The 21,978-nt window shown below is 55.4% G+C and carries 20 protein-coding genes; 13 read left to right on the plus strand and 7 right to left on the minus strand.

All coding sequences use genetic code 11. The annotated features are described in order from the left end of the window. Positions 1–27: 27 nt before the first annotated feature. Entirely contained in the window at positions 28–3,114 is a 3,087-nt protein-coding gene (locus tag OGY10_RS07170; protein WP_267458715.1) for a beta-galactosidase, read from the minus strand. A gap of 121 nt (positions 3,115–3,235) precedes the next feature. Beyond that, positions 3,236–4,318 (minus strand): LacI family DNA-binding transcriptional regulator, encoded by a 1,083-nt coding sequence (locus OGY10_RS07175; RefSeq protein WP_071444598.1) that lies wholly within the window; start codon positions 4,316–4,318, stop codon positions 3,236–3,238. Between the two features lie 114 nt (positions 4,319–4,432). On the opposite strand from OGY10_RS07175, the gene OGY10_RS07180 reads away from it, so the two are divergent. After that, positions 4,433–5,092 carry a class I SAM-dependent DNA methyltransferase gene (locus OGY10_RS07180; protein ID WP_410733844.1) on the plus strand — a complete coding sequence of 220 codons (660 nt, stop codon included), beginning with the start codon at positions 4,433–4,435 and terminating at the stop codon, positions 5,090–5,092. Here OGY10_RS07180 and OGY10_RS07185 read toward each other — a convergent pair. Both OGY10_RS07185 and OGY10_RS07190 read right to left on the minus strand, forming a co-directional pair. Then, positions 5,089–6,039, minus strand: a complete 951-nt coding sequence (locus OGY10_RS07185) for a GlxA family transcriptional regulator (protein WP_137377064.1) — start codon at positions 6,037–6,039, stop codon at positions 5,089–5,091. The two genes, OGY10_RS07180 and OGY10_RS07185, sit on opposite strands and share 4 nt — an antisense overlap. An 18-nt stretch (positions 6,040–6,057) precedes the next feature. Next, positions 6,058–6,834, minus strand: a complete 777-nt coding sequence (locus OGY10_RS07190; protein ID WP_008783872.1) for an MBL fold metallo-hydrolase — start codon at positions 6,832–6,834, stop codon at positions 6,058–6,060. A 382-nt stretch (positions 6,835–7,216) separates the two neighbouring features. Between OGY10_RS07190 and OGY10_RS07195 the strand changes: the two genes are divergently transcribed. The 3 genes from OGY10_RS07195 (at position 7,217) to OGY10_RS07205 (ending at position 8,822) form a co-directional block, all read left to right on the plus strand. Next, the gene (locus tag OGY10_RS07195) at positions 7,217–7,462 is read left to right on the plus strand and encodes a YmjA family protein (protein WP_003021350.1); all 246 of its coding nucleotides are present in this window, start codon (positions 7,217–7,219) and stop codon (positions 7,460–7,462) included. An 86-nt stretch (positions 7,463–7,548) separates the two neighbouring features. Continuing rightward, on the plus strand, positions 7,549–8,025 hold the full coding sequence (locus OGY10_RS07200; protein ID WP_003830914.1) for a cold-shock protein: 477 nt from the start codon (positions 7,549–7,551) through the stop codon (positions 8,023–8,025). A 239-nt stretch (positions 8,026–8,264) separates the two neighbouring features. Then, the gene (locus tag OGY10_RS07205; protein ID WP_223849069.1) at positions 8,265–8,822 is read left to right on the plus strand and encodes a hypothetical protein; all 558 of its coding nucleotides are present in this window, start codon (positions 8,265–8,267) and stop codon (positions 8,820–8,822) included. Positions 8,823–9,057: 235 nt separating this feature from the next. On the opposite strand, the gene OGY10_RS07210 is transcribed toward OGY10_RS07205, so the two are convergent. Together OGY10_RS07210 and OGY10_RS07215 are read right to left on the minus strand one after the other, a co-directional pair. Continuing rightward, positions 9,058–9,360, minus strand: a complete 303-nt coding sequence (locus tag OGY10_RS07210) for a putative quinol monooxygenase (protein WP_003830918.1) — start codon at positions 9,358–9,360, stop codon at positions 9,058–9,060. Between the two features lie 135 nt (positions 9,361–9,495). Next, complete coding sequence (locus tag OGY10_RS07215; RefSeq protein ID WP_048226474.1) at positions 9,496–10,308, minus strand: DNA-binding transcriptional regulator; 813 nt, start codon at positions 10,306–10,308, stop codon at positions 9,496–9,498. Between the two features lie 191 nt (positions 10,309–10,499). On the opposite strand from OGY10_RS07215, the gene OGY10_RS07220 reads away from it, so the two are divergent. From OGY10_RS07220 to mmuM, 9 genes are all read left to right on the plus strand, one after another. Beyond that, positions 10,500–12,164, plus strand: coding sequence for a bifunctional 3-(3-hydroxy-phenyl)propionate/3-hydroxycinnamic acid hydroxylase (locus OGY10_RS07220; RefSeq protein ID WP_286576571.1), 1,665 nt, complete (start codon positions 10,500–10,502; stop codon positions 12,162–12,164). A 1-nt stretch (position 12,165) separates the two neighbouring features. Further along, positions 12,166–13,110: a 2,3-dihydroxyphenylpropionate/2,3-dihydroxicinnamic acid 1,2-dioxygenase gene (mhpB, locus tag OGY10_RS07225; protein ID WP_048236000.1), complete on the plus strand. Its 945-nt coding sequence runs from the start codon at positions 12,166–12,168 to the stop codon at positions 13,108–13,110. Positions 13,111–13,138: 28 nt separating this feature from the next. Then, positions 13,139–14,005, plus strand: a complete 867-nt coding sequence (mhpC, locus tag OGY10_RS07230) for a 2-hydroxy-6-oxonona-2,4-dienedioate hydrolase (RefSeq protein ID WP_111466010.1) — start codon at positions 13,139–13,141, stop codon at positions 14,003–14,005. Positions 14,006–14,014: 9 nt separating this feature from the next. Beyond that, positions 14,015–14,824, plus strand: a complete 810-nt coding sequence (mhpD, locus tag OGY10_RS07235) for a 2-keto-4-pentenoate hydratase (protein ID WP_048214821.1) — start codon at positions 14,015–14,017, stop codon at positions 14,822–14,824. Then, positions 14,821–15,771, plus strand: coding sequence for an acetaldehyde dehydrogenase (gene mhpF, locus OGY10_RS07240; RefSeq protein ID WP_003830924.1), 951 nt, complete (start codon positions 14,821–14,823; stop codon positions 15,769–15,771). Before mhpD ends, mhpF begins: the two co-directional genes overlap by 4 nt. Next, a complete protein-coding gene (gene mhpE, locus OGY10_RS07245) occupies positions 15,768–16,781 on the plus strand; it encodes a 4-hydroxy-2-oxovalerate aldolase (RefSeq protein WP_147699986.1) in 1,014 nt (337 codons plus the stop codon). The genes mhpF and mhpE overlap by 4 nt, the downstream gene beginning before the upstream one ends. Before the next feature lie 69 nt (positions 16,782–16,850). Then, on the plus strand, positions 16,851–18,062 hold the full coding sequence (gene mhpT, locus OGY10_RS07250) for a 3-(3-hydroxy-phenyl)propionate transporter MhpT (protein ID WP_020996588.1): 1,212 nt from the start codon (positions 16,851–16,853) through the stop codon (positions 18,060–18,062). A gap of 274 nt (positions 18,063–18,336) precedes the next feature. After that, a complete protein-coding gene (gene mmuP, locus OGY10_RS07255; protein WP_008783882.1) occupies positions 18,337–19,740 on the plus strand; it encodes an S-methylmethionine permease in 1,404 nt (467 codons plus the stop codon). Then, a complete protein-coding gene (gene mmuM, locus OGY10_RS07260) occupies positions 19,727–20,659 on the plus strand; it encodes a homocysteine S-methyltransferase (protein WP_008783883.1) in 933 nt (310 codons plus the stop codon). The genes mmuP and mmuM overlap by 14 nt, the downstream gene beginning before the upstream one ends. Before the next feature lie 263 nt (positions 20,660–20,922). Here the strand turns inward: mmuM and fbpC are convergent, their stop codons facing one another. Continuing rightward, positions 20,923–21,969 carry a ferric ABC transporter ATP-binding protein gene (gene fbpC / locus OGY10_RS07265; RefSeq protein ID WP_267458644.1) on the minus strand — a complete coding sequence of 349 codons (1,047 nt, stop codon included), beginning with the start codon at positions 21,967–21,969 and terminating at the stop codon, positions 20,923–20,925. Between the last annotated feature and the right edge of the window lie 9 nt (positions 21,970–21,978).

A 21,978-nucleotide genomic window follows, 5' to 3' on the forward strand; every position in this document is an offset into this window, starting at 1 on the left:
AAGTATCAACCTGCCCTGCTTATATTATTATTTTTGGCCCCAGACGAACTGGAAGTGGTAGCGTCCGGCGCTCAGCTGGAATTCCGGCGACACGGAAGGACTCCACGAATCATCGCCGCCGACGCCCATATGGAAGCCATCAATATTGAGCCAGGTGCCTGCCTCAGGTTGCAGCAGATGGCGGTGGCTGGTTTCCATCAGTTGCTGCTGGCTAAAGCGGCTGATGTTGAACTGGAAGTCTCCGCGCCACTGGTGCGCACCGTAGTACAGTTCGCGCGTGCCGCAGCGCAGACCGTTTTCGCTCGGGAAAACATACGGGGTGTACATCTCATCAAGCGACAGATCCCAGCGATCGAAACAGGCGGCGCCCAGACGGTCCGGGTAGTTCTCATGCGGGCCAAGACCTAACCAGTTCACTCGCTCCGCAACCTGCGCCAGCTGGCAGCTCAGGCCGATGCGGGCCGGATGCGGCGTACCGCTGGCAACGTCGACATCCACCGTTACCTGCATTTCACCATTGCCGTCAATACGGTAGCGTTTTCGGCTGACGAACAGCGTTTCGCCCTGATACTGCCACGCATGTTCGGTGGTGATCAGTACCGCATTGCTCAGCGTATCGGCAGCACAGTGCAGTAACGTTGCTTCAGCCTGATAGTGACCGTCGGCCTTCCAGCGTTCAACCCAGGCGTTAGGGTCGATGCGGGTTGACTCGCTCACGCCGATGTCGTTGTCCAGCGGCGCGCGGGTGAACTGGTCAGTAAGCGGGCTTACCAACTGGGCTTCATCGCTAATCCAGTATTGTGTTAGCAGGCCGGACTGACGATCGAATTGCCAGCGTGTGTTGTTGGCCACCACGGTAAAATTGCTCTCACTAACATCCAGCTGTGGTGCGCTGCTGCCGCGTGATAGACGTACCAGGCTGAGCTTCTCTTCCAGCTTCCACTGTTGCCAGGCGCTGATATGCCCGGCTTCTGACCATGCGGTTGCCTGAGGCTGCTCTACGCGCACCGTCAACCACAGTTCGCCTGCGGTGTCCGGCATCGGAACGTTCGGCAGGGTAATCACCTGGCGGCCCTGTGGGGCGATATCCAGAACGATTTCTCCGGCGGCCAGCGGGTTGCCGTCCAGGGCAATCGACCAGTGCAGAACTTCGTTATCGCTGCGGCGGAACAGATATTCGCTGGTCACTTCAATCTGGCGTTCAGCAGCGCCCGGCAGTAACGTGAACTGGAAAAACTGCTGTTCATGTTTGGCCTCATATAACGCCGGATGCGGAGTGCGATCGGCGAACACCAGCCCGTTCATGCAAAACTGACGATCGTTAGGCGTGTCGCCAAAATCGCCACCGTAGGCTGACCATGCTTTGCCGTTCTTATCATATTTGGTCAGCGACTGATCCACCCAGTCCCAGACAAATCCGCCCTGCAGGCGCGGATACTGACGGAACGCTTGCCAGTATTTGGCGAAGCCGCCAAAGCTGTTGCCCATAGCGTGGGCGTATTCACAAAGGATCAGCGGACGCTGTTCGCCGGGCATCGACAGCCACTTTTTAATCGACCATTTGGGTACTGCGGGGAAGGGCTGATCCTGATCGACGCGGGCGTACATCGGGCAAATAATGTCGGTGGCGGCAGTATCAGCTCCACCGCCCTCGTACTGCACCGGACGTGACGGGTCTTCTGATTTTATCCAGCGGTAGAGCGCGTCGTGATTGACGCCATGGCCGGATTCATTGCCCAGTGACCAGATAATAATGCTCGGGTGGTTGCGATCGCGCTGCACCATGCGCGTGACGCGCTGGCTCATGGCAGGTAACCATGCGGGATCGTCGGTGAGGCGATTCATCGGCACCATGCCGTGGGTTTCAATGTTGGCTTCGTCGACTACATACAGGCCGTAACGATCGCACAGGGTGTACCACAGCGGATGGTTCGGGTAATGGGAACAGCGCACGGCGTTGAAGTTATTCTGCTTCATCAGGATGATGTCCTGCACCATCGTCGCCTCATCCATCACCTGGCCGTTGACCGGATGGTGCTCATGGCGGTTGGTACCGCGAATCAACAGCGGCTTGCCGTTTAACAGCAACAGGCCGTTTTCGATACAAACCTGACGAAAACCAACGTCACAGGCTTCCGCTTCAATCAGTACTCCGCCTGCGGTGTGTAACTGCACAACGGCGCGGTACAGATTGGGCGTTTCGGCACTCCATAGCGCCGGTTTTTCGACGTTCAGACGCAGAGTCACCCGGTCATGATAAGCGCCGCGTTCATCAATGATCTCGCTGCCGAGCGGTGAGGTCGTTTCGTGGGTGAGCGTTTCACTTTCCCACAATTGCAGGGTGACGCGTAAATCTTCGTTCTCGTTGCCACCCACTCTGACTTCCGCTTCCAGCGTGGCGCGGCTGAAGTCGTCATTAAAACGGGTATTAATGCGCAGGTCGCGGATTTGCGTAGTGGGCTTATGCAGCAGGGAGACATCGCGAAAAATGCCGCTCATGCGCCACATGTCCTGGTCTTCCAGATAGCTGCCGTCGCTCCAGCGCAGCACCATCACAGCCAGACGGTTTTCGCCGCGCAGCAGATAATCGCTAAGATCAAACTCAGACGGCAGACGGCTATCCTGACCGTAGCCGACCCAGCGACCGTTGCACCACAGATGAAACGCGGAGTTCACGCCGTCAAAAATAATGCGCGTCTGACCTTCCTCTAACCACGCGTCTTCAATATTAAATGTGAGCGAGTAACATCCTGTCGGGTTCTGTGCCGGAACGTACGGGGGATTCACCGGGATTGGGTAGGTGACGTTGGTATAAATTGGCGCATCATAACCGGCCATCTGCCAGTTAGAGGGGACGTTGATGATGTCTGCCTGTGGCAGATCGCTTGTCAGCCAGCTTTCTGGGACAGCCTCCGGCGCGGCAAACCAGGCAAATTGCCACTGGCCATTCAGCGAGCGTAACTGACTCGAACGCTGATTGGTACGTGCATCATCCGCTGAGCGCCAGCTACAGAACGGCGGATGTGCTTCCAGCCGGTTGAGCTGCGTGACGCCGGGATTCTCCCAGTCGCGGCGGGCCAGAACAGCGGAGAGTGAATCTGTGTTCAGGTTCATAACGGTATCCTGTTTGAATTTGTTACTCGCTCACAATTTCAATCAAAATACGAACAAGCGCTCCTTGCTGTAAAGGATGGGGCGTTCAATAAGTGAACTGACTCACACAATTGTTATGCGTTCACAATTTGGGTGTGAGCTGAGAAACTTGCCGTGCCAGCTGGATCAGTGAATCAGCCAGCGCCTGGGGAGTGGTGGTTTGCGTATCGGGAGGCAGAACCGTTTTGCGCTTGACCAGGGTGACGGGAAGCAGTTGGTTACCCACGCTGGAGCCGCCACGGGGGAGTTGCAATAGCCTGTCGACGCTGGTTTCACCCAGCAACGGAAAATCCTGCCTGATGGTGGTCAGCGGTGGGATGTAACAGGCGCTGTCTTCGGTGTCATCGTAGCCAATTACCGATATATCCACTGCAACCCGCAGACCGAACTCGCTGATTGCCCGCATCGCGCCCAGCGCCATTTGATCGTTAGCGACCAGCATGGCGGTAGGGAGGTTACCGTTATTCAGCATGTGCATCGTTTGCTGAAAACCAGACATCGCGCTCCAGTCGCCTTCCAGCTCCACAACGGGTTGTAGCTGGTAATGTGCCAGATACTTGTGCCAGCCCGCATGCCGAAGCCTTGCCGAAACGGAAGTGTGCGGCCCGCTCAGCAGGGCGATCCGTTGATGTCCGTGCTGCACCAGATGTTCAACGCCAAGGCGCGCGCCGTCGTCATGAGAGAAAATCACGCTGTTAATTGGCGTCAAGTCAGAGACATCGAGAAACAGCACCGGCACTGTACCGCAGGCAGCGGCCACGGCAATGGCATCTTCTTCATCCAGCGGATAGTTGATGATAAGCCCGGTTACGCGTTGAGAAAGCAGATTGTGGACCGCGGCTTTACAGGACTCAACGCCGCTGCGCTCGACCATGGCGATCACCACGCTGGCACCGGACTGGTCGGCGCGGGATTTTATGGCAGCAACGATTTGTGAGGGGGCATGCAGGGCAAGGTTTGCCGTCACAACGCCAATCAGTGGCGTCTGTTTGCCAGCCAGCTGCTGTGCAACGCGGTTAGGAATGTAATTGAGTTCCGTCATCGCGGCCTCAACTTTCTGTCGGGTTTTTGCGGAAACGTGGCTGGCCTGGTTCACGACGCGAGAGACGGTCTGGTAAGAGACACCTGCATGGTCTGCTACATCGTATAGCGTTACCGGTTTCACGTTTATCACCCCTGTCATGACGTTATCTGTGCGCTATGATGCCACAGCGGGACGGTTTTGGGGTATTTGCGCATGGGTTCTGCGAGGCGCATTCCAGGGTTTGAGGATAGCGTGATGAAGGATTTATCGCCGTTATACCTAACAGAAGAAAAAAGTGAGGATATTGTGAGCGATTCTGCGGCAAAAAATATTCTGTCCATCTACCGACGCCATGCGGATGCTTTTGCCAACCAGCGCTCGCGCACCTTGTTCGAGAAAAGCTGGCTCGATAAATTTATTTCCGTGATGGGCGGGCAGGGCAGCATTGTGGATATTGGCTGCGGCAACGGTCAGCCGATCGCCGGTTATTTTATCCAGCAAGGTTTTCAGCTTACCGGCGTTGATAGTTCCCCGGCGATGCTGGCGCGGGCCCGAAACACTTTTCCCGCACAGCGCTGGCTGGAACAGGATATGCGCGAGTTGACACTCAATGAGACTTTCGATGGTCTGATCGCCTGGGACAGCTTTTTCCATTTAACTCAGCAGGACCAGCAAAAGATGTTCCCGATTTTTGACCGCCTCAGCCATCCCGGCAGCGCGCTGATGTTTACCAGCGGTACGGACAACGGCATCGCGATGGGGCAATTTGAAGGTGAGCCGCTGTTTCACGCCAGCCTCGCGCCGGATGAATACCGCGCACTGCTGTCAGCACACGGTTTTGCGGTGGTCGAGATGGTGATGGAAGATCCGCACTGCACCGGGCACACCATCTGGCTGGCGCAAAAAAGAGGCTAATCACCGCGAAAGGTTTTACGCCATTCAGCCGGGCTAACGCCAAAGTGGGATTTAAAATGCTGGCGCCAGGTGACGGGCGACTGAAAACCAACCTGTTCTGCGATGCGTTCAACGGGTAACTGGCTGGACTCCAGCAACGTCTGGCTACGGCGCAGGCGCTCGGCAATCAACCATTCGGCCACGCTTGACCCTGTGGCCTTCATAAAATGACGGGTGAGGGTGCGACGGCTCATCATCACCCGTTGCGCCAGCTCGTCAAGATTATGCGGTTCATGGAGATGCTGGCGCAAATAGTCGAGCAGGACGTTGATGCGCTGATCTTTGGTATTTTTCGCCACCGGTTGCTCGATAAACTGTGCCTGGCCGCCCTCGCGATGTGGCGGCACAATCATCCGTCTGGCAATCTGATTCGCCACCGTGCTGCCAAAACGCTGGCGGATGACGTACAGGCAGCAATCCAGCGCGGCGGCGGTGCCTGCCGAGGTAATAATACCGTCGTCATCCACGTACAGCGCGTTGATATCCAGATGAGCTGCCGGAAAGCGGGCCTGAAAATCCTGCTCGAACTCCCAGTGCGTAGCCGCCCGTTTGCCATCCAGCAGACCGGCGTAGCCGAGCACAAACGCACCCAGGCATAACCCAACAATCTGCGCGCCGTTTTGTCGCGCACGATTAAGCGCATCAAGCAGGCTTTGTGGTGGCCGATGTGCCGTGGTACCCCACCAGGGGATCACCACAATGTCGGCGGCCTCCACCGCTTCATAGCCGTAGGCTGCGTTAATGGAGAAGCCATCCTGCGAGGAAACGATGCCCGGCTGTTCTGCACACAGTTGCACCTCAAAACGCTTTTTCGTCGCCACTTTGTCACTGAAAATAATGCACGGCACCGAGAAGTGAAACGGGCTGAAATCTTCCACGGCAACAATGGCGACGTTAAGCGGTTGCATAGGATTCCTTTGTGGAGTTTAAAACGTCAGGGTTTCGCCATCTTCCGGCACGTTAACGAATTGCGCAATCTGGTTGTCGCAGGCGTACTCTTTCAAGGCCGCGCGGGTCAGCAGACAGTGGTTAATCGCCTCCATGTGGGTCGCCACAATTTGTGCTTCGGGCAGCGTGAAGTGGGTTTTTAGCACATCTTCCGCGCCCATGATAATTGGGCCAAACCCGATAACGTGAGCAAAGCCTGCGTTCAGAATGACCACGCCTGGCTGGAAAGTCCGCATGTTGGTTTCCACCTCGTCGCGCCAGATGGTGTCCCCGACCAGATATAGCGTTTTTTCCGCCGGATGCTGGAAGATAACTCCGCAGGCATCGCCCAGACGTTCAGCCATTTGCGGGACGGCGTAAGCGCGATCCGAACCGTGCTGGCCGCCGGTTTTACGCAGGGTGATATCACCAAGCGCAGTGTTTTGCGTCAGTACGGTCAGTTGCGTGAAACCTTGTTCCCGCAGTACCTGCGCATCGCGATCGTTTTGCACATAAATCGGTTTGTCTTTCGGTACGACACGAGCCGCGGATTCATCCCAGTGGTCTTCATGCAGATGGGTCACGATCAGCGCATCAACGTTGAGCAGGGTGTCGATATCGACAGGCAGATCAACGGTCGGGTTGCGGATCTCGGCGCGTGCCGTACCGGCAAAGCCCGGATAAGTACCTTTTGCCGCCAGCATAGGGTCGATCAGAAAGGTTTTGCCACCAAAGGTGATGTGCTGCGTAGCGTTACGGATTTGCGTGATGTTCATGGTGTTTGCTCCACGTGTTGGGTCAGTGGTGTCATCGTAGAGTGTTGTCCAGAAGATGAATGTGGGCAAATGGGCGACTAGCGATGGGATTGGGCCAACTGCGGATTAAAGATGTCGATAATGTAATTAGAATTAAAGTAATTTAATATTTCCTTGGTGGCTCGTTATTTAATAAGCAGCCATTATATCGAACTGAATAAGAATGCTGTTATTTAAATACGGAAAGGTTTATTAAATGCGAAGTTGTGCCGGAAAACATTATTGATATATGTAATGCATAGTGACCAATAAAACAGATCGCGAACCATGAAATAAGAATGCTATCATTCACACCAGACGCGGCAGGCAACTGCTGGCACACGCATTTACCCCGGAGCAACTGATGAACAACGACATTCCGCTAAAATATTATGATATCGCCGACGAGTACGCGACCGAGGCCGCAAAGCCGGTGAGCGACACAGAACGTGACGCGCTGGCGCACTACTTCCAGCAGCTGATCACTCGTTTGATGAACAACGAAGAGATCAGCGAAGAAGCGCAGCAGGAGATGGCTACCGTGGCAGGTGTCGACGCTCAGCGTATCGATGATATTGCGGAGTTCCTCAATCGTTGGGGTAACGAGTAGCCAAAGACATGGCCTGTGTTTTACACTGCGCGCAAATTGAGTAGGTATACTCTACAAGTAATAGGTTTAATCAGGCGGAAACAGCAATGAACGGAACAATCACAACGTGGTTTAAAGATAAAGGCTTTGGATTTATCAAAGATGAAAACGGCGACAACCGCTATTTTCATGTGATTAAGGTTGCTAATCCTGAGCTGATCAAGAAAGACGCGGCGGTGACTTTTGAGCCCACCACCAACAACAAAGGCTTGTCTGCCTACGCGGTAAAAGTCATACCAGACAGCAAGTACATCTATATTGCAGGCGAGCGTCTGAAGCTCACCTCGATCAAGTCATTCCTGGTCTACAGCGAAGAAGTCCCTGTAGAGACCCGTATCGACAAAGAAAATGCTGTGCTGTCTGTCGGCGTGCTGATGAACAGCATCCGACCGAAATCAGACGTCAAGCCTGGTGAAATGCGCACGCTGAAAAAGCTGGCCATCACTACCTTCCAGGGCACGACGCTGATCTTCTCGGAAGATGAAATTGACATCGACGCGACGGTGAAACTGCTTAAAGTCTGAAACCCTTCAGACTGAATAAAAACCGGAACGCTGCTCTTTTCAGGAGCGGGTTTCGGTTTTTTTTTGATATGTGTAATTTACGTGATTCAGGTATGTAGTGATAAAATTAGTAGGTAGCAATCCGTTTCTGAATAGGTATATATTATCCGTATTAAATAAATATGATCGCCAACTATTTGCAGATTAGTAGCGCGGTTAACTAATAGTGATTCACCGGTATAACTAATGGGGTAATATAAGTGATTTTTAAAAAAATATGGAAAGCTATATCTTCTGAATATATACCATCGGCCATTTGCTTTTTTCTCCTTGCAAAAATGGATTATGAAATAATATCTATCTGGCCACAGAATGAATCGGTTGATGACAGAATTAAACTTTCTTTACTATTCATTCATTTGGTGATGATTTTAGTGATGTTTACTCCGCTAATTAATCGGTTTTTGTCACGAGTAGACAATGAGAAACTTGAAAAGTTTATAGCTCTTCCGCAGAAAGATAAAAACATCACATACATCGATTATTATGATTTTCTGAGCGGGCTTGCTTTATCAGCATTTTACTTATCTATCCTTATTTTTACAATGAAGAGTATTTACGAAGAAGCAGGATGGATAATTTCTGGTATTTATATATTTACAATGTTTGTGTCTTCTATTTCTATTGCTGCATTGTCATTACTTAGGTTTATCTGGTTATTTACAAAATTTAATAATTATATATATTGGTTTATTGTTTTACTTGCGAGCAGTATGTGTATGGCAGTTATTGGTGCCGCGATGAAAATGGCCTCGTAAAAATGCGCTTAATATCTGAAACAGTAATAATGGAGTATAAACTCTAAATAATAATACAGCTGGAACAGTGATGATTCCGCTTTGTAATCAGTGTGATGCATTGTTGCAAAGCTTAAAGCCTCTTTCGAAGAGGCTTTAAGCCCTCAGCGACCAGTGAAGTAAAAGACTTTCTTTCCTTGTGTTGAGCATCCTGCCAAAAACATAATTAACAGTAATCCCAGTATTTTCTTCATTATCACGAGACAGCCGGATTTACCACGTCATCCATCAGTATGTAACGTGCTTCCTGGCGAGTGTATTGATCGATTAATGGTACAAGTCGCTGGAAATGCTCGCTGGCACAATGTTCATCGAGAGCCGCGTGGTTTGGCCATTCTTCGATAAAAATAAAATGGCCCGGATCTTTTTCATCAATATAGAGGTCGTAAGCAATGCAGTGCGGTTCTTTCTTCGTTGCCGATATTAGCTCACGATACAACGGGAGAACGGTTTCAATATACTCAGGTTTGATGAAATCCTCAGCAATGACCTTTAACATGCAGCCTCCTGGCAGAAAACGAATGCACACTATGTAATGAAGATATTTTTTGGGCAAGAGGTCACAGAGTTTTATCGGCCGGTTAGTGAGTTATGCCAGCTATCAATCAGATGATCCGCATAACTGTGATCCATCTCACCTCCCGGCAACCAAAATCTCCTGCGATTCGACGCCGTCCTCTATCTGTTTCGCCACCTTTTGTAAGGCCGGAAGATGCTTTTCCGCGGCTTGTTCGATGGTCATGGCGCTGGCCATATACACCAAATTCAGGCAGCCGATCACCCGCTGTTCGCTGCGGATGGGGACGGCGATAGAAGCGATTTTTTCCTCCTGATCCCAACCGCGAAAGTTCTGGCCAAAACCGTCTTTTCGCGCGCGGGTCAAAATGGCATTGAGCTTCAGCGGCTCGCGCGCAAGCTGGAACTCTTCTCCCGATCGGGAGGCAAGCATTTCAATCAGTTCCTGCCGTTCATTCTCCGGGCAAAATGCCAGCCAGGTCAGGCCGGATGCGGTTTTCAGCAGTGGCAAACGACGCCCTACCATCGCCCGGTGAAACGACAGACGGCTGAAACGGTGGGTGGTTTCACGTACCACCATCGCGTCCACATCCAGCGTGGAAACGTCGGTCGGCCAGATGACCTCGCGCAGCAAATCTCCCAGCAGCGGGGCGGCGAGTGCAGAAATCCATTGCTCGTCACGAAACCCCTCGCTGAGCTGGCGGACTTTAATGGTTAAGCGAAAGCTGTCATCGGACAGGCTGCGCCGGACGTAACCCTCATCCTGCAGGGTTTCCAGCAGCCGTCTGACCGTGGTGCGATGCAGGCCGCTTAACTCAGCAAGCAAGCCAACACTGGCCCCACCATCGAGCCGGTTTAACATATTTAATAACATTAATCCGCGCGTTAATCCGCGTACGGTTTTGTACTCAGTGCTCTCGTCATTTTTCATATTCATTGACAAATCTACAGGTAAAACAACGTTGTGCACTTAGTGCACATCCTGGCATGTTTTGATTGTAGCGCAAAAACTCGCTTCTATACTGACCGCACAACAAAAAATTATTCACATATTTTTAACAAAACAAATTGCGCCTCACCAGGGTCCGCAATTGCGTTTTGTCCGAGTCGTGAGGTTCTGAAATGACAACAAAAAACCCGGATATCCAACCCGCTGTGCAGCATACCGCGCAGGTGGCAATTGCCGGTGCTGGTCCGGTAGGGCTGATGATGGCCAACTATCTTGGGCAGATGGGCATTGAGGTGTTGGTAGTGGAGAAGCTCGACACGCTGATCGACTATCCTCGCGCCATCGGCATTGACGATGAAGCGCTGCGCACTATGCAGTCTGTGGGGCTGGTCGAGAACGTTTTGCCGCACACCACGCCGTGGCACGCAATGCGCTTTCTCACCCCGAAAGGTCGCTGTTTTGCTGATATCCAGCCGATGACTGACGAATTTGGCTGGTCGCGCCGCAATGCTTTTATTCAGCCGCAGGTGGACGCGGTGATGTTGGAAGGGTTGTCGCGTTTTCCCAACGTGCGCTGCCTGTTCTCCCGCGAGCTGGAGGCCTTCAGCCAACAAAACGGCGAAGTGACGCTAAATCTGAAAGCGCCATACGGTCAACGTGAAACGGTGAAGGCTCAGTGGCTGGTGGCCTGCGACGGCGGCGGCAGCAGCGTCAGACGTTCTCTGAACGTGTCGTTTGAAGGTAAAACCGCGCCGAATCAGTGGATTGTGGTGGATATCGCCAACGATCCGCTCAGCACGCCGCATGTGTATTTATGCTGCGATCCGGTGCGCCCGTATGTCTCTGCCGCGCTGCCGCACGCGGTGCGCCGTTTTGAGTTTATGGTTATGCCGGGGGAAACCGAAGCGCAGCTTAGCGAGCCGCAGAATATGCGCCAGTTACTGAGCAAAGTGCTGCCGAACCCGGACAACGTCGAGCTGATCCGCCAGCGCGTGTATACCCATAATGCTCGTCTGGCCGAACGTTTTCGTATTGACCGCGTGCTGCTGGCGGGCGATGCGGCGCACATTATGCCGGTCTGGCAGGGTCAGGGATACAACAGCGGCATGCGCGATGCTTTCAACCTGGCATGGAAACTGGCGCTGGTGATTAACGGTAAAGCCGGCGATGCGCTGTTGGATACCTACCAGCAGGAACGCCGCGACCACGCCAAAGCGATGATCGACCTCTCCGTGACCGCTGGCAACGTACTTGCGCCGCCCAAACGCTGGCACGGCGCGGTACGCAACGGGGTTTCCTGGCTGCTGAACTATATTCCGCCGGTCAAACGCTACTTCCTTGAAATGCGCTTTAAGCCGATGCCGCAGTACCACGCCGGGGCGCTGGTGCGTGAAGGCGACGCGAAAACTTCACCGGTCGGCAAGATGTTTATCCAGCCGAAGGTGACGCTGGAATCGGGCGAAGTGACGTTGCTCGACAACGTCATCGGACCGAATTTCGCGGTGATTGGCTGGGGCTGTAACCCACTATGGGGCATGAGCGAGGCGCAGATCCAACAGTGGCAGGCGCTGGGGACGCGTTTTATCCAGGTCGTGCCGGATACGCAGATACATACCGATCAGGATAACCACGACGGCGTTACCCGCATTGGCGATACGCAAAACCGCCTGCGCGCGTGGTTTGCCCAGCACAACGCCGCGCTGGTAGTCATGCGCCCGGACCGCTTCGTGGCCGCCATCGCCATTCCGCAAACCCTGGGCAGCACCCTGAATAAACTGGCGTCGGTGATGACGCTCACTCGCGCTACTGCCGACATTCCTGTTGAAAAGGTTGCCTGATATGCACGCTTATCTTCACTGTCTTTCCCACTCGCCGCTGGTGGGCTATGTCGACCCGGCACAGGCTGTGCTCGACGAGGTTAACGGCGTGATCGCCAGTGCTCGGGCACGTATTGCGGCGTTCGAACCTGAACTGGTCGTGCTGTTTGCCCCCGATCACTACAACGGATTTTTCTACGACGTGATGCCGCCGTTCTGTTTAGGCGTTGGAGCTACAGCGATCGGCGATTTTGGTAGTGCGGCGGGGGAATTACCGGTGCCGACAGATCTGGCTGAAGCCTGCGCCCACGCGGTAATGAAAAGCGGTATCGATCTCGCCGTGTCCTACAACATGCAGGTCGATCATGGCTTCGCGCAGCCGCTGGAGTTTTTGCTCGGCGGCCTGGATAAGGTGCCGGTGCTGCCAGTGTTTATTAACGGCGTCGCCACGCCGCTGCCGGGCTTTCAGCGTACCCGCATGCTCGGTGAAGCGATTGGCCGTTTCGCCAGCTCGCTGAATAAGCGCGTGCTGTTTTTAGGCTCCGGTGGTCTGTCGCATCAGCCGCCGGTACCAGAGCTGGCGAAGGCTGATGCCCATATGCGTGACCGCCTGCTCGGCAGCGGCAAACAGTTACCTGAAAACGAGCGCGAGCTGCGCCAGCAGCGGGTGATCAGCGCCGCCGAGAAGTTTGTGGTCGATCAAAACACGCTACACCCGCTTAACCCTGTCTGGGATAACCGTTTTATGACCCTGCTTGAGCAGGGGCGTTTGCAGGAGCTGGACGCGGTCAGTAACGAAGAGCTGTCCGCGATGGCGGGCAAATCAACGCACGAAGTTAAAACCTGGGTTGCCGCCTTTGCCGCCATTTCTGCCTTTGGCAACTGGCGCAGCGAAGGCCGTTATTACCGCCCGATCCCGGAGTGGATCGCCGGATTCGGCTCCCTGAGCGCCACTACGCAGAACTAAAACAGAACTGAATATGCAGGAGAACATCATGACTTACCAACCGCAAACCGAAGCCGCTACCAGTCGTTTTCTGGAGGTGCAGGAAGCAGGCGAAACCCTACGCGTGCATTTCAATGACTGTGGGCAGGGCGAAGAGACCGTCGTGCTGCTGCACGGATCCGGTCCTGGCGCGACGGGCTGGGCAAACTTCAGCCGCAATATCGATCCGCTGGTACAGGCCGGATACCGGGTGATCCTGTTGGATTGTCCTGGCTGGGGCAAAAGCGATGGGATCGTTAACCGCGGTTCGCGATCCGATCTCAACGCCCGCATCCTGAAAAGCGTGGTCGATCAGTTGGATATTCAAAAAGTCCACCTGCTGGGTAACTCGATGGGCGGTCACAGTGCTGTGGCGTTTACCCTGAGCTGGCCGGAGCGCGTGGGCAAACTGGTGCTAATGGGCGGCGGAACGGGCGGCATGAGCCTGTTTACCCCGATGCCGACCGAAGGTATCAAGCGCCTGAATCAGCTGTATCGTGAGCCGACCATCGAGAACCTGAAGCTGATGATGGAGATCTTTGTCTTCGACACCAGCGACCTGACCGAGGCGTTGTTTGAGGCACGCCTGAATAACATGCTGTCGCGTCGCGATCACCTGGAAAACTTTGTCCAGAGCCTGGAGGCCAACCCGAAACAGTTCCCGGATTTCAGCCCGCGTCTGGGTGAAATCAAAGCTCAGACTCTGATTGTCTGGGGACGCAATGACCGCTTTGTACCGATGGATGCCGGTCTGCGCCTGCTTTCTGGGATTGCCGGTTCTGAGCTGCATATCTACCGCGACTGCGGGCACTGGGCGCAGTGGGAACATGCGGATGCCTTTAACCAACTGGTGCTGAATTTCCTCACACGCCCTTAAGGAACGGACATGACGAATCGTAATCTTGAGCAGCTAGCCGCCGATTTACGTCAGGCTGAAGAAAAAGGGGAAGCCATCGCCCCGCTGCGTGAATTGATTGGTGTGGATAACGCCGAAGCGGCCTACGCCATTCAGCGCATCAACGTACAGTACGACGTGGCGCGAGGACGTCGCGTGGTCGGGCGCAAAGTGGGGCTGACGCACCCGAAAGTGCAGCAGCAGCTGGGTGTCGATCAACCGGACTTCGGTACGCTGTTTGCTGATATGTGTTATGGCGATAACGAAACCATCCCGTTTTCCCGTGTTCTGCAACCGCGTATTGAAGCCGAAATTGCGCTGGTGCTGAACCGCGATCTGCCCAATACCGACACCACTTTTGACGAGCTTTACAACGCCATAGAGTGGGTACTTCCCGCGCTGGAAGTGGTCGGCAGCCGTATCCGCGACTGGTCGATCAAATTTGTTGATACCGTGGCGGATAACGCCTCCTGTGGCGTGTATGTGGTCGGCGGTCCGGCACAGCGTCCGGCAGGATTAGATCTGAAAAACTGCGCGATGAAAATGACGCGCAACAACGAAGAGGTCTCCAGCGGGCGCGGCAGCGAATGCCTGGGACATCCGATCAACGCCGCCGTCTGGCTGGCGCGCAAAATGGCCAGCCTCGGCGAGCCGCTGCGTGCCGGAGACATTATTCTCACCGGAGCGTTAGGTCCGATGGTGGCGGTGAATGCGGGCGAGCGTTTCGAAGCCCATATCGACGGTATTGGTTCAGTCGCCGCCACCTTTTCAGCGGCGGTTACAAAAGGAAGTCAGTCATGAGTAAGCGTAAAGTCGCCATTATCGGCTCCGGCAACATCGGTACCGATTTGATGATAAAAATTCTGCGTCACGGCGTGCATCTGGAAATGGCTGTGATGGTCGGTATCGATCCAGAATCTGATGGCCTGGCGCGTGCTCGACGCATGGGCGTTGCCACCACCCATGAAGGGGTGACAGGGCTTATCGCCATGCCGGAATTCGCCGATATCGACATCGTGTTTGACGCCACCAGTGCAGGCGCGCATGTGAAGAACGACGCCGCGCTACGTGCCGTTAAACCTGGCATCCGCCTGATCGACCTGACGCCCGCGGCAATCGGTCCTTACTGCGTGCCGGTGGTGAATCTGGCAGCCAACGTTGATCAGCAGAACGTCAATATGGTGACCTGCGGCGGACAGGCGACCATCCCAATGGTGGCGGCAGTTTCTCGCGTGGCAAAAGTCCATTACGCCGAGATTATCGCCTCGATCGCCAGTAAATCGGCGGGGCCGGGTACCCGCGCCAATATCGACGAGTTTACCGAAACTACCTCGAAGGCGATTGAAGTGGTCGGCGGCGCGGCAAAAGGCAAAGCCATTATTGTCCTTAACCCGGCCGAACCGCCGCTGATGATGCGTGACACGGTGTATGTGCTGAGCGAAGCGGCCTCTGAGGTTGAAGTTGAAGCGTCGATTAATGAGATGGCGGCGGCGGTGCAGGCCTACGTGCCGGGCTATCGCCTGAAACAGCGTGTCCAGTTTGAAGTCATCCCGGAAGATAAACCGGTGAATCTGCCGGGTATCGGCCAGTTCTCTGGGCTGAAAACCGCGGTGTATCTGGAAGTGGAAGGCGCGGCGCACTATTTACCAGCCTACGCGGGCAACCTCGACATTATGACCTCCAGCGCGCTGGCGACCGCTGAGAAGATGGCGCAGTCCCTCGCTCGTCAGGCAGGAGAAGCAGCATGAACGGTAAAAAACTCTATATCTCTGACGTGACCCTGCGCGACGGTATGCACGCTATTCGTCATCAATATTCGCTGGAGAATGTGCGCCAGATAGCCAAAGCGCTGGACGACGCACGGGTTGATTCTATTGAAGTGGCCCACGGCGACGGTTTACAAGGTTCCAGCTTCAACTACGGCTTTGGTGCGCACAGCGACCTGGAGTGGATTGAAGCGGCGGCGGACGTGGTGAAGCATGCCAAAATTGCCACGCTGTTGCTGCCGGGTATCGGCACTATTCATGACCTGAAAAATGCATATCAGGCCGGCGCACGGGTAGTGCGCGTGGCGACCCACTGCACTGAAGCGGATGTGTCGGCCCAGCATATTCAGTATGCGCGTGAGCTTGGCATGGATACCGTCGGTTTTCTGATGATGAGCCATATGACCACACCGGAGAACCTGGCACAGCAGGCGAAGCTGATGGAAAACTACGGCGCGACCTGTATTTATGTGGTCGATTCCGGCGGCGCAATGAACATGAGCGATATTCGCGCCCGCTTCCGCGCACTGAAAGCGGTGCTGAAGCCGGAAACAGAAACCGGAATGCATGCGCATCACAACCTGAGTCTTGGGGTGGCGAACTCGATTGCCGCAGTAGAAGAGGGGGGTGACCGTGTCGACGCCAGCCTGGCAGGGATGGGCGCAGGCGCGGGCAACGCGCCATTGGAGGTATTTATCGCCGCTGCGGATAAGCTTGGTTGGCAGCACGGAACCGATCTCTACGCACTGATGGACGCCGCCGACGATTTAGTGCGTCCACTACAAGACCGCCCGGTGCGGGTGGATCGTGAAACGCTGGCGCTGGGCTATGCCGGGGTGTACTCCAGTTTTCTGCGTCATTGCGAAGTGGCGGCAGCACGTTATGGCCTGAGCGCAGTAGATATTCTGGTGGAACTGGGCAAACGTCGAATGGTGGGCGGCCAGGAAGATATGATCGTCGACGTAGCGCTGGACCTGCGCAACCGCAAATAAAAAATGATTACGCGGCTGGCAACGTATCAGCCGCGATTCACCTGCATCGTGACCTCAGAGGGACATCTTATGACGACCCGTACCCCCGCATCTTACCGCCTGACGTTGACCGTTGGGCTTTGCTTTTTAGTTGCCCTGATGGAAGGGCTGGATTTACAGGCCGCCGGTATCGCTGCCGTCGGTATCGCCCACGCGTTTGCGCTGGATAAAATGCAGATGGGCTGGATCTTCAGTGCGGGCATTCTCGGGCTGCTGCCCGGCGCGCTGGTGGGTGGCATGCTGGCTGACCGCTATGGCCGCAAGCGCATTCTCATTGCCTCTGTGGCGCTGTTCGGCCTGTTCTCGCTGGCGACGGCGATTTCCTGGGATTTCTCATCACTGGTGTTTGCCCGTCTGATGACCGGTGTCGGGCTGGGCGCGGCGTTGCCGAATCTGATCGCGCTGACCTCCGAGGCGGCGGGCCCGCGTTTTCGCGGTACGGCGGTGAGCCTGATGTACTGCGGTGTGCCAATTGGCGCGGCGCTGGCGGCAGCGCTCGGGTTTAGCGGCCTGGCCTCCGCCTGGCAAACGGTGTTCTGGGTTGGCGGGGTGATCCCGCTGCTGCTGGTGCCGCTGTTGATGCGCTGGCTGCCGGAATCACAGGTTTATACCCAACAAACGCAAGTGGCCGCCGCACCGCTGCGTGCCCTGTTTGCGCCAGCGACGGCGAGTGCCACGCTGCTGCTGTGGTTGTGCTATTTCTTCACCCTGCTGGTGGTGTATATGCTGATCAACTGGCTGCCGATGCTGTTGGTGGAGCAGGGCTTTCGACCATCGCAGGCGGCAGGCGTAATGTTTGCTCTGCAAATTGGCGCGGCCAGCGGCACGTTAATTCTCGGGGCGTTAATGGATAAACTGCGCCCGGTGGTGATGTCGCTGCTGATCTACACCGGGATGTTGGCTTCACTGCTGGCGCTGGGTACGGTGTCGTCATTGAGCGGCATGCTAATGGCGGGATTTGTGGCGGGGATGTTCGCCACCGGCGGGCAAAGCGTGTTGTATGCGCTGGCGCCACTGTTTTACAGCACGCAGATCCGCGCCACAGGCGTGGGAACCGCCGTCGCAGTCGGGCGTCTGGGGGCGATGAGCGGCCCGCTGCTGGCAGGGAAAATGTTAGCGCTCGGTACCGGAACGGTAGGGGTGATGGCGGCTTCTGCGCCGGGCATTTTGCTGGCAGGCCTGGCGGTATTTATTCTGATGAGCCGCAAATCACAGATGCCGATCCCAGCCAGCGGTGCTTAAGCACTCATCCGGTTGTGGGAGTGGGGGGATTTGGTTCCTACTTCCGGGTGAACGCCGTCAGTCAACTGTGTTGCCAAAGTTTAGATAAAACATGGCAACGGAGGCGTTATGAGCTGGCGGCCCTTTTTGTATCTGATTATTAATCCCCACCCGCTATTAAGCGCCCGACGCGGTCATCTGCGTCTGGTGCAGGGTTGACTTTGCATTCTGTTAACAAACGCGGTATAACAAACCTTCTTTGGATGTTTAGATGTCCATACGTTTAGAAGGTTATATGCAAACAACACAACAAAATGCGCCACTGAAGCGCACAATGAAAACGCGTCACCTGATTATGCTTTCCCTGGGCGGCGTGATTGGCACAGGATTATTCTTCAATACCGGGTACATCATCTCCACCACCGGAGCGGCGGGAACGCTGCTGGCCTATCTGATTGGTGCGCTGGTGGTCTGGCTGGTTATGCAGTGTCTGGGCGAGCTGTCGGTCGCGATGCCGGAGACCGGGGCGTTTCACGTTTATGCCGCGCGCTATCTAGGTCCGGCTACCGGGTATACCGTGGCCTGGCTCTATTGGCTGACCTGGACCGTGGCGCTGGGTTCGAGCTTTACCGCCGCCGGATTCTGTATGCAGTACTGGTTTCCACAGGTGCCGGTATGGGTCTGGTGCATGGTGTTCTGCGCGATTATTTTTGGTCTGAATGTTATCTCTACGCGCTTTTTTGCCGAAGGGGAGTTCTGGTTCTCCCTGGTCAAGGTGGTCACTATCATCGCCTTTATCATCCTCGGTGGGGCGGCGATTTTCGGCTTTATTCCGATGCAGGATGGCTCGCCCGCGCCGGGGCTGAGTAATATCACGGCAGAAGGCTGGTTCCCGCACGGTGGCTTACCGATTCTGATGACTATGGTGGCAGTGAACTTTGCTTTTTCGGGTACCGAGCTTATCGGCATTGCCGCCGGTGAAACGGAAAACCCGCGCAAAGTTATCCCGGTAGCGATTCGTACTACCATCGCGCGACTGATTATTTTCTTTATCGGCACCGTGTTTGTGCTGGCAGCGCTGATCCCGATGCAGCAGGCGGGCGTGGAGAAAAGCCCGTTTGTGCTGGTGTTTGAGAAAGTAGGGATCCCGTACGCCGCTGATATTTTTAACTTCGTGATCCTGACGGCTATTCTTTCTGCAGCGAACTCCGGGTTATATGCCTCCGGGCGCATGCTGTGGTCGCTGTCGAATGAACGTACGCTACCGGCCTGTTTTGCGCGAGTAACGAAAAACGGCGTGCCACTGACGGCGCTGTCGGTCAGTATGCTCGGTGGTGTGCTGGCGCTGTTTTCCAGCGTGGTGGCCCCGGACACGGTATTTGTTGCGCTGTCGGCAATCTCCGGGTTTGCGGTGGTGGCGGTGTGGCTGAGTATCTGCGCCTCGCATTTTGTTTTTCGTCGCCGTCATCTGCAACAAGGTAAGGCATTGAGTGAATTACATTATCGCGCGCCGTGGTATCCGCTGGTGCCGGTATTAGGTTTTGTGCTGTGCCTGGTGGCCTGTGTAGGGCTGGCATTCGATCCAGCGCAGAGAATTGCGTTGTGGTGCGGGTTACCGTTTGTTGCGTTGTGCTATGGTGCTTATTTCCTTACTCAACCCCGAAACGCAAAACAGGAGCCAGAACATGTCGCAGAATAATCCGTTACGCGCTCTCCTTGATAAACAGGATATCCTGCTGCTGGATGGCGCGATGGCGACGGAGCTGGAAGCGCGAGGGTGTAACTTAGCCGACAGCCTGTGGTCAGCCAAAGTGCTGGTAGAAAACCCGGAGCTTATCCGCGAAGTGCATCTTGATTACTACCGGGCGGGGGCGCAATGCGCGATCACTGCCAGCTATCAGGCGACGCCGGCGGGCTTCGCCGCGCGAGGTCTGGATGAAGCGCAGTCGAAAGCGCTGATTGGCAAAAGCGTGGAGCTGGCGCGTAAAGCCCGTGAAGCGTATCTGGCAGAGAACCCGCAGGCGGGAACGCTGCTGGTGGCGGGATCCGTCGGGCCTTACGGCGCGTATCTGGCGGATGGCTCTGAATACCGTGGCGATTATCATTGTAGCGTTGAGGCATTTCAGGCGTTTCATCGCCCGCGCGTGGAAGCCTTGCTGGATGCCGGGGCCGATCTGCTGGCCTGCGAAACCCTGCCGAATTTTGCCGAGATTGAGGCGTTGGCTGAGCTGTTGACCGCATATCCGCGTGCGCGGGCGTGGTTCTCATTTACCCTGCGCGACAGCGAGCACCTGAGCGACGGTACGCTGCTGCGTGACGTGGTTGCGTTGCTGGCGGGTTATCCGCAGGTGGTGGCGCTAGGCATTAACTGTATTGCACTGGAAAACACCACCGCTGCGTTGCAGCATTTACACGGTTTAACGGCGCTGCCACTTGTGGTGTATCCGAACTCGGGCGAGCATTACGATGCCGTGAGCAAAACCTGGCATCATCACGGTGAACATTGCGCGCAGCTGGCGGATTATCTGCCGCAGTGGCAGGCCGCTGGCGCACGGTTAATTGGCGGGTGCTGTCGCACCACGCCTGCGGATATCGCCGCGCTAAAAGCGCGCAGCTGAGAGTTTTATCGGGTCTACATCGTTCATTGTAGGCCTGATAAGCGCAGCGCATCAGGCGTTGCCGGATGGCGGCGCAAGCGCCTTATCCGGCCTACATTGTTCACTGTAGGCCTGATAAGCGCAGCGCATCAGGCGTTGCCGGATGGCGGCGCAAGCGCCTTATCCGGCCTACATCGTTCATTGTAGGCCTGATAAGCGCAGCGCATCAGGCATTGCCGGATGGCGGCACAAGCGCCTTATCCGGCCTACAAAGCCACAAAACGTTATGCCGCATCCGCCAGAACAAACATGCCGTACGGATGGATTTCGAGATAATACTGTTCGCCGACGTCCGGTTGCAGGCGCGTAGCGTTGACCTGCAATAAAATCTCCTGCCCGTGCCATTCCACCGTCACTTCATACTGCGGCCCCATATAGGCGACATGGCGGATCACGCAGCGCTGGCTCTCCTCGCCGCGATCGCTGAGCGTGATCGCTTCCGGGCGCACACCGACCATCCCTTCACCCTGTGTACCAAAGTGCAGCGGGCGCGGCAGATGATAGCCGTAGATATCAACGTATCTGTCGCTGAAGGTAGCCGGGAACAGGTTGGCATCGCCCATAAAGCTCGCCATAAAGCGGGAGGCGGGCTGGCGGTAAAGATCCTGCGGTGAGCCGATCTGCATGATGTGTCCCTTGTTCATCACCAGCACGGTATCAGAAACCGCAAAGGCTTCGCTCTGATCGTGGGTGACGTACAGCGAGGTGATATCAAACTGCTTTTGCAGCTCGCGGATCTTGTCGCGCATGCTGCGACGCAGGTTGGCGTCGAGGTTACTCAACGGCTCATCAAACAGCAGCACTTTCGGCTTAAGGATCAGCGCGCGGGCCAGCGCCACGCGCTGCTGCTGACCGCCGGAGATCTGATCGACAAAGCGGTCTTCGAATCCTTCCAGATCCACCATCGCCAGCGCCTCTTTGACGCGGGCTTTCAGCTCTGCGCGCGGTACGCCGAGCATTTTCAGACCATAACCGACATTCTCTCCCAGCGACATATGCGGGAACAGGGCATAGGACTGAAACACCATGCAGATATCGCGCTGCTGAATAGAGCGATGGGTGACGTCTTCGCCATCAATGAAAATTTGCCCTTCGCTCGGTTTTTCCAGCCCGGCAACCAGGCGCAAAATAGTGGTTTTGCCGCAGCCGGACGGGCCGAGCAGCGTCACCATTTGCCCCTGCGGGATGGTGAGGTTGATATTGTCGATTACCGTATTACTGCCAAATCGTTTAGTGACGTTGTGCAGTTCAACGAAATTTTTCTGAGTCATAGTACGCTC

Source organism: Citrobacter sp. Cpo148 (assembly GCF_030332375.1).
In the GTDB taxonomy this organism is placed as follows: domain Bacteria; phylum Pseudomonadota; class Gammaproteobacteria; order Enterobacterales; family Enterobacteriaceae; genus Citrobacter; species Citrobacter portucalensis.